This is a genomic window from Streptomyces sp. ICN903 (assembly GCF_022015835.1).
In the GTDB taxonomy this organism is placed as follows: domain Bacteria; phylum Actinomycetota; class Actinomycetes; order Streptomycetales; family Streptomycetaceae; genus Streptomyces; species Streptomyces fenghuangensis.
Map to the genome: position 1 here is coordinate 21,895 of NZ_JAKMAY010000038.1, position 6,353 is coordinate 28,247.

At 74.7% G+C, this 6,353-nt stretch carries 6 protein-coding genes; 2 read left to right on the forward strand and 4 right to left on the reverse strand.

Going from position 1 to position 6,353, the window contains the following annotated elements; translation table 11 throughout:
* Positions 1-116: 116 nt before the first annotated feature.
* A complete protein-coding gene (gene miaA / locus L7D48_RS06425) occupies positions 117-1,055 on the reverse strand; it encodes a tRNA (adenosine(37)-N6)-dimethylallyltransferase MiaA (protein WP_237877907.1) in 939 nt (312 codons plus the stop codon).
* 285 nt (positions 1,056-1,340) lie between these two features.
* Here miaA and L7D48_RS06430 point away from each other — a divergent pair, with 285 nt between their 5' ends.
* Entirely contained in the window at positions 1,341-1,532 is a 192-nt protein-coding gene (locus tag L7D48_RS06430; RefSeq protein ID WP_237877908.1) for a hypothetical protein, read from the forward strand.
* A 65-nt stretch (positions 1,533-1,597) separates the two neighbouring features.
* Here L7D48_RS06430 and L7D48_RS06435 read toward each other — a convergent pair whose 3' ends face one another.
* Both L7D48_RS06435 and miaB read right to left on the reverse strand, forming a co-directional pair.
* Entirely contained in the window at positions 1,598-2,311 is a 714-nt protein-coding gene (locus L7D48_RS06435) for a class III extradiol dioxygenase subunit B-like domain-containing protein (RefSeq protein ID WP_237877909.1), read from the reverse strand.
* 152 nt (positions 2,312-2,463) lie between these two features.
* On the reverse strand, positions 2,464-3,951 hold the full coding sequence (gene miaB, locus L7D48_RS06440; RefSeq protein WP_237877910.1) for a tRNA (N6-isopentenyl adenosine(37)-C2)-methylthiotransferase MiaB: 1,488 nt from the start codon (positions 3,949-3,951) through the stop codon (positions 2,464-2,466).
* Positions 3,952-4,028: 77 nt separating this feature from the next.
* On the opposite strand from miaB, the gene L7D48_RS06445 reads away from it, so the two are divergent.
* Positions 4,029-5,027, forward strand: a complete 999-nt coding sequence (locus L7D48_RS06445) for a TAXI family TRAP transporter solute-binding subunit (protein ID WP_237877911.1) — start codon at positions 4,029-4,031, stop codon at positions 5,025-5,027.
* 72 nt (positions 5,028-5,099) lie between these two features.
* Here the strand turns inward: L7D48_RS06445 and L7D48_RS06450 are convergent.
* The coding region (locus L7D48_RS06450) for a HAMP domain-containing sensor histidine kinase (protein ID WP_237877912.1) at positions 5,100-6,353 on the reverse strand (1,254 nt) is incomplete at its 5' end.

Below are 6,353 nucleotides of genomic sequence, written 5' to 3' on the forward strand. Positions count from 1 at the left end.
CCCTCCCAACTCCCGGCTCTGCGGCTCAATCGACGGTCGATGCTCGCCGATGCTCGATGATGGCACGCCCGGGCGGCCGTCCAGCGCCCGCTGGGCGTCCCGATGCCATCACGTGATCAGGCTGTGACCGCTCGTTCGAGGAGGGCCAGCGCCTTCCCGGGGAGTTCGCCGCGATCGTCCGCCGCACCGCTGAGCCAGTGGACACGCGGGTCGCGTCGGAACCAGGAGTCCTGGCGCCGCGCGAAGCGCTTGGTGGCGCGTACGGTCTCGGCGCGCGCCTCGTCCTCGGTGCACTCGCCGGCCAGGGCGGCCAGGATCTGCTGGTAGCCCAGGGCCCGTGAGGCCGTGCGGCCCTCGCGCAGCCCCGCGCGCTCCAGCTCGCGCACCTCCTCGACCAGCCCGGCCTCCCACATCCGGTCCACCCGCCGGGCGATCCGCTCGTCGAGCTCGGGGCGTGCGACGTCGACCCCGATCTGGAGGGTGTCGTAGACGGAGTCGGGGCCGGGGAGGTTGGCGGTGAAGGGGCGGCCGGTGATCTCGACGACCTCCAGGGCTCGGACGATCCGGCGGCCGTTGCCGGGCAGGATCGCGCGGGCCGCCTCGGGATCGACGGCGGCGAGCCGGGCGTGCAGCACCCCGGAGCCGGACTCGGCCAGTTCGGCCTCCAGCCGGGCCCGTACGGCCGGGTCGGTGCCGGGGAACTCCAGGGCGTCGACGGCACCGCGCACGTACAGCCCGGATCCGCCCACGAGCACGGGGGTGCGCCCCTGGGCGAGCAGGCGGTCGATCTCGGCGCGGGCCAGGCGCTGGTACTCGGCGACGCTGGCGGTGACCGTCACGTCCCAGACGTCCAGAAGGCGGTGCGGAACGCCCTGGCGCTCCTCCCGCGTCAGTTTGGCGGTGCCGATGTCCATGCCCCGGTAGAGCTGCATGGAGTCGGCGTTGATCACCTCGCCGCCGAGGTGCCGGGCGAGGGCGACGCCCAGGTCGGACTTTCCGGCCGCGGTGGGTCCGACCACGGCGATGACACGGGGGGTGGGGGGTGAGCTGCTCACGGCCCAAGTCTCGCAAACGCACGGGGAGGAGTCCGAACGAGTTACGCGGCGCCCCGCGTCCGCGGCCGTCGCGCGTCGCGCGTACCGGCCGCGGACGGGCATCCGGAGCGCGGGCCGGCGCACCGCTCGTGGGACGCGGAACTCCTGCCGCGGGAGTAGGGTCTGTGGTGTATACGGGGCATTCGCGCCTTTGGTGGCGATACGCGAGTGGATCCGGGAAATCCGGCCCGGGGCGGGAGTCGTCGGCGGAGCGCGAGAGGACCGCGAGAGAACGGAGTGACCGCCATGGGCATCATGGACAGGGTCAGGGGCATGGCCGGCCGGCACGGCGGGAAGGCCGGGGAGACGTCCGGTAGCGGGACCAGGGGCAGGCACCGGCGCCGCACCGGGACCCGCGATGCGAAGATCCGGGAGGCGCGGGAGCGGCTGACCCGTGAGAGGGACGAGAAGGGGAACACCGCCGGCCCCGCCGCCTGAGCGGCCGCCGTCCCCGCCGTGCGGCGGGGACGGGACGGCGAGGCGGGTCTGCGAGGCGGGACGGCCTACGACCAGCTCGCCACCAGGTAGCCGACACCGTACGGCGCCTGGTCGTACAGCAGCCGCCCCTGGAGCCCCGCGCCCTCGGCAGCGCCGGCCAGCACCTGCCAGCAGGCCCGGCCGGACGCCTTCAGCTCGTAGGCCAGCTCCTCGTCGAGGGCCAGCAGCCCGGCGGGGTCGGCGGCGCCCAGGGCGCGGGCCGCGTCCGCGTCGAAGGCGGGGGCGCGCTCGTCGAAGTAGCCGGGGGCCTTGATCGTCCGGCAGGCGCTGCCGTCGCCCATCGCCAGCAGCGCGACACGCTCCGCCGAGGCGGCCAGCTCCCGCCCGGTCCGCGCGCAGCGCTCCTTCGGCAGCGGCTCCCCCACCGCGATCCCCTCCACGGGTGCCGCGCCCCAGCCCGTACGTTCCAGCAGCCAGGCGCCCACGGCCAGGGACGGTGGCAGCGGATGCCCGGCGGGCGGGCCCTCGCCCGGCCCCAGCCGGACCTCCAGCTCGACCCCGAAGGGGCGGAAGGACCCGGTGGCGCCCTGCGGATACCTGCCCCGGCCCGCCGGGTCGGCGGTGCCGACGACGACGAGCCGGTCGGGTCGCGCGGCGGCCAGGACGGCGATGGCGTCGTAGCAGGCGGCTCGGGCTTCGTCCGTCTCGTGGGCGGCGCCCCCCGCCACCTCGGGCACCAGCAGCGGCGGACAGGGGCATACGGCGGCGGCGACAAGCATGGCTCGCAGCCTACCGCCGTACACCCTCCCCGCGGTCGGGCGCACAAGGGGCCCGCACACGCCTGACCAGCGCACAACCGGTGCACGCCGGGCTCACGACCGGCGCGCGTGCGCCGGGCCCGCGCGCCTGTGCGCTCCGGAGGGCGGGTACGTCAGCGGGCGGTGCAGCCGCCCGGCGCGGCGGGCAGCGGCTCGGGGGCGCCGACGGTCGGCAGCCCGAGCATCACACCCCGGGGCCCGGCCTCGGGCGCGGCGTTGCGCCGCTCCCAGGCGTCGCCCGCACGGGTGCGCCGCACTCTCAGCACCTCGCCCTCGGCCAGCAGGTGGTGCGGGGCGGCGTAGGTGACCTCGACGGTCGCCATGTCCCCCGGGCGCGGCACGTCGCCGTCGGGACGGGTGAAGTGGACCAGGCGGTTGTCGGGGGCGCGGCCGGACAGCCGACGGGTGGCGCCGTCCTTGCGGCCCTCGCCCTCGGCGACCATGACCTCCAGCGTCCGCCCGACCTGCCTCCTGTTCTCCTCCCAGGAGATCTCCTCCTGGAGGGCCACCAGGCGCTCGTAGCGCGCCTGGACGACCTCCTTGGGGATCTGCCCGTCCATCTCGGCGGCCGGGGTGCCGGGCCGCTTGGAGTACTGGAAGGTGAACGCCTGCGCGAAGCGGGCCTCGCGGACGACGTGGAGGGTCTGCTCGAAGTCCTCCTCGGTCTCGCCGGGGAAGCCCACGATGATGTCGGTGGAGATCGCGGCGTCGGGGATCGCGGCCCGGACCTTCTCGATGATGCCCAGGAAGCGCTCCTGCCGGTAGGAGCGCCGCATCGCCTTCAGCACGCGGTCGGAGCCGGACTGCAGCGGCATGTGCAGCTGCGGCATCACGTTCCCCGTCTCGGCCATGGCGGCGATGACGTCGTCGGTGAAGTCTCGCGGGTGGGGGGAGGTGAAGCGGACCCGCTCCAGACCCTCGACCTTCCCGCAGGCGCGCAGCAGCTTGGAGAAGGCCTCGCGGTCGCCGATGTCGGATCCATAGGCGTTGACGTTCTGCCCCAGCAGCGTGATCTCGGTGACGCCCTCGGCGACCAGCGCCTCGACCTCGGCCAGGATGTCGCCGGGCCGGCGGTCCTTCTCCTTGCCGCGCAGCGCGGGGACGATGCAGAACGTGCAGGTGTTGTTGCAGCCGACCGAGATGGAGACCCAGGCCGCGTACGCGCTCTCGCGCCGGGTCGGCAGCGTGGAGGGGAACGCCTCCAGCGACTCGGCGATCTCGACCTGCGCCTCCTGCTCGACGCGGGCGCGCTCCAGCAGCACCGGCAGACTGCCGATGTTGTGGGTGCCGAAGACCACGTCGACCCAGGGCGCGCGCCGCACGATGGTGTCGCGGTCCTTCTGCGCCAGGCAGCCGCCGACCGCGATCTGCATGCCCGGCCGGGACGCCTTCCTGGGGGCGAGGTGGCCGAGGTTGCCGTACAGCTTGTTGTCGGCGTTCTCCCGCACCGCGCAGGTGTTGAAGACGACCACGTCGGCGTCGTCGGCGTCCCCCGGGGCCCGGACATAGCCCGCGTCCTCCAGCAGGCCAGACAGGCGCTCGGAGTCGTGGACGTTCATCTGGCACCCGTAGGTGCGCACCTGGTAAGTCTTCGCACTCATCTCAGTCGACAGGGTACGCGCTCCCGCCCCCGCCCCGCCTCTCCCTTCCGCGCAGCGGTCCTGGCAGGATCGAGGCCATGGTCTCCCCGCACGTACGGCGCCTGTGGACACGGCGGCCGCCGGCGGCCGCGGCGGCAGCCGCCGCCGTGCTCGCGCTGCTGCTGTGGTGGCTGCTGCCCGGCGGCGGCCCGGCGCCCAGCGGCCAGGTCGTCTTCACCACCGGCGCCCGCGGCGGGGTCTACGAACGCTACGGGGAACTGCTGAAGGAGCAACTGGGCCGCGACCTGCCCGAGGTGGACGTGACCCTCGTGCCCAGTCAGGGCTCGGTGCAGAACATAGAACGGCTGGTCTCCGGCGAGGCGTCCTTCACCATCGCCGCGGCCGACGCGGTCGCCGCCTACGTCAACTCCGGCGGAAAGGACGCCGACCGGCTGCGGGCCTGCGCTCGGCTGTACGACGACTACATCCAGCTCGTCGTCCCGGCCGACTCGCCGGTGCGCGCCGCCGAGGACCTGAAGGGGCTGCGGGTCGGGCTCGGACAGCGGCGCTCCGGCGTCAACCTGATCGCGGGCCGGCTGCTGAAGGCCGCCGGCCTGGACCCGGACAAGGACGTCCAGCCGGTGCTCCAGGGCATCGACAGGATGCCGGAGCTGCTGGTCCGCGAGGAACTGGACGCCTTCTTCTGGTCGGGCGGGCTGCCGACCGGTGCGGTCGAGGAGCTCGCCGAGGCCACCGAGATCCGCCTCGTACCGCTGGGCGACCTGGTGCCGGTGCTGCACGCCCAGGAGCCGCAGACCCGCTCCTACCGGGCGGCCCTGATGCCCTCCGACGCCTATCCGGCCGTCCAGGACGGCAAGGCCGTCGAGACGATCGCGGTGGCGAACCTGCTGGTCACCATGGACGGCACGGACGCCGCGCTGACCGAGGGGATCACCCGCTCGGTGATCAACAGCCGGGACCGCATCGGCCGCGCGGTCCACGCCGCGCAGAAGGTCGACCTGCGCACGGCCATCTACACCCATCCGCTCCCACTGCACCGGGGCGCCGAGCGCTACTACCGCTCGGTGAAGTCCTGAGCCGGTCCCGCCGGAGGGGCGCCGCGGGCCGCGGCGGCCCGCGGCGCCCCGCGGCCGCGGCCCCCTCGGGCCTCACCCCGTGTCCGGCGCGCTCCTCGGCAGGCCGATCACCACGCGCAGGCCGTGCGGCTCGTTGCGTGCGAAGGAGATGTCCGCCCCGCCGGCGGCGAGCAGCGCGCGGGAGATGGACAGGCCCAGGCCGGAGCCGGAGACGTTCTGGTGGCGGCCGCTGCGCCAGAAGCGGTCCCCGATCCGGTTCAGCTCGTCCTCGGTGAGGCCGGGCCCGTGGTCGGCGACCTCGATGATCACCCGCTCGCCGGCCGCGGCGACGGCGACCGTGACCGACTCCCCGGCGGGGGTGAACTTCACCGCGTTGTCCACGACCGCGTCCAGCGCGCTGGAGAGCGCGACCGGGTCGGCCCAGCCGGTCACCGCGCCCTGCCCGGCCGCGCGCAGCTCCACCCCCTCGCGGTCGGCGACCGGACGCCAGGCGGCCACGCGTTCGGCGGCGAGCGCGGCGATGTCGGTCAGCCGCAGGTCGGCGGGTGTGTGCTCGGCCAGTGCGAGGTCGAGGAGGTCGTCGAGCACCCGGGCCAGCCGCTTGCCCTCGGCCCGCACCGAGGCGATCTCCTCGTTGCCCTCGGGCAGTTCCAGGGCCAGCAGTTCGATGCGGAGCAGCAGGGCCGCCAGCGGGTTGCGCAGTTGGTGGGAGGCGTCGGCGACGAAGGCGCGCTGCTGTTCCAGGACGGTCTCGACGTGGTCGGCCATCTCGTTGAAGGACCGGGCCAGGCGCTGGAGTTCCGGAGGCCCGCTCAGGGCGGCCACCCGGGAGGCCAGCCGCCCGGTGGCGATGTCGTGACTGGCCTTGTCCAGTACGCGCACCGGTTTGAGGACCCAGCCGGTCAGCCGGACGGCGAAGGCGACGGCGACGAGCATGGCGGCCGCCTCCCCGGCGGCCAGCGGCAGCCAGCCGTGCAGGATGCGCGAGCGCATCGCCCCGGTGGGGGAGTCGGTGAGGACGACGGCGACGACGTCGCCGTCGCGGACGACCGGTGAGGCGACCGCGATCCGGCCGTCCTGCCAGGGCCACACCTGGGGCGGGTCGTGGCTGCGGCGCCCGGCCAGGGCCTCGGCGAAGGCCGCGGCGCCCTCACCCCGGCGCGGGGGCCGCCAGGTCGCCGGGGCCGCGGCCATCGGGCTGCCGTCGCGGTAGAAGACGCCGGCCCTGATGCCGTACAGATCGTGGTACCGGGTGAGTTCGTCCCGCAGGGTGGCCAGCCGCTCGTCCTGCTGGCGGGCCTCGGCGGTGGTGGGGCTGCGGGCCGG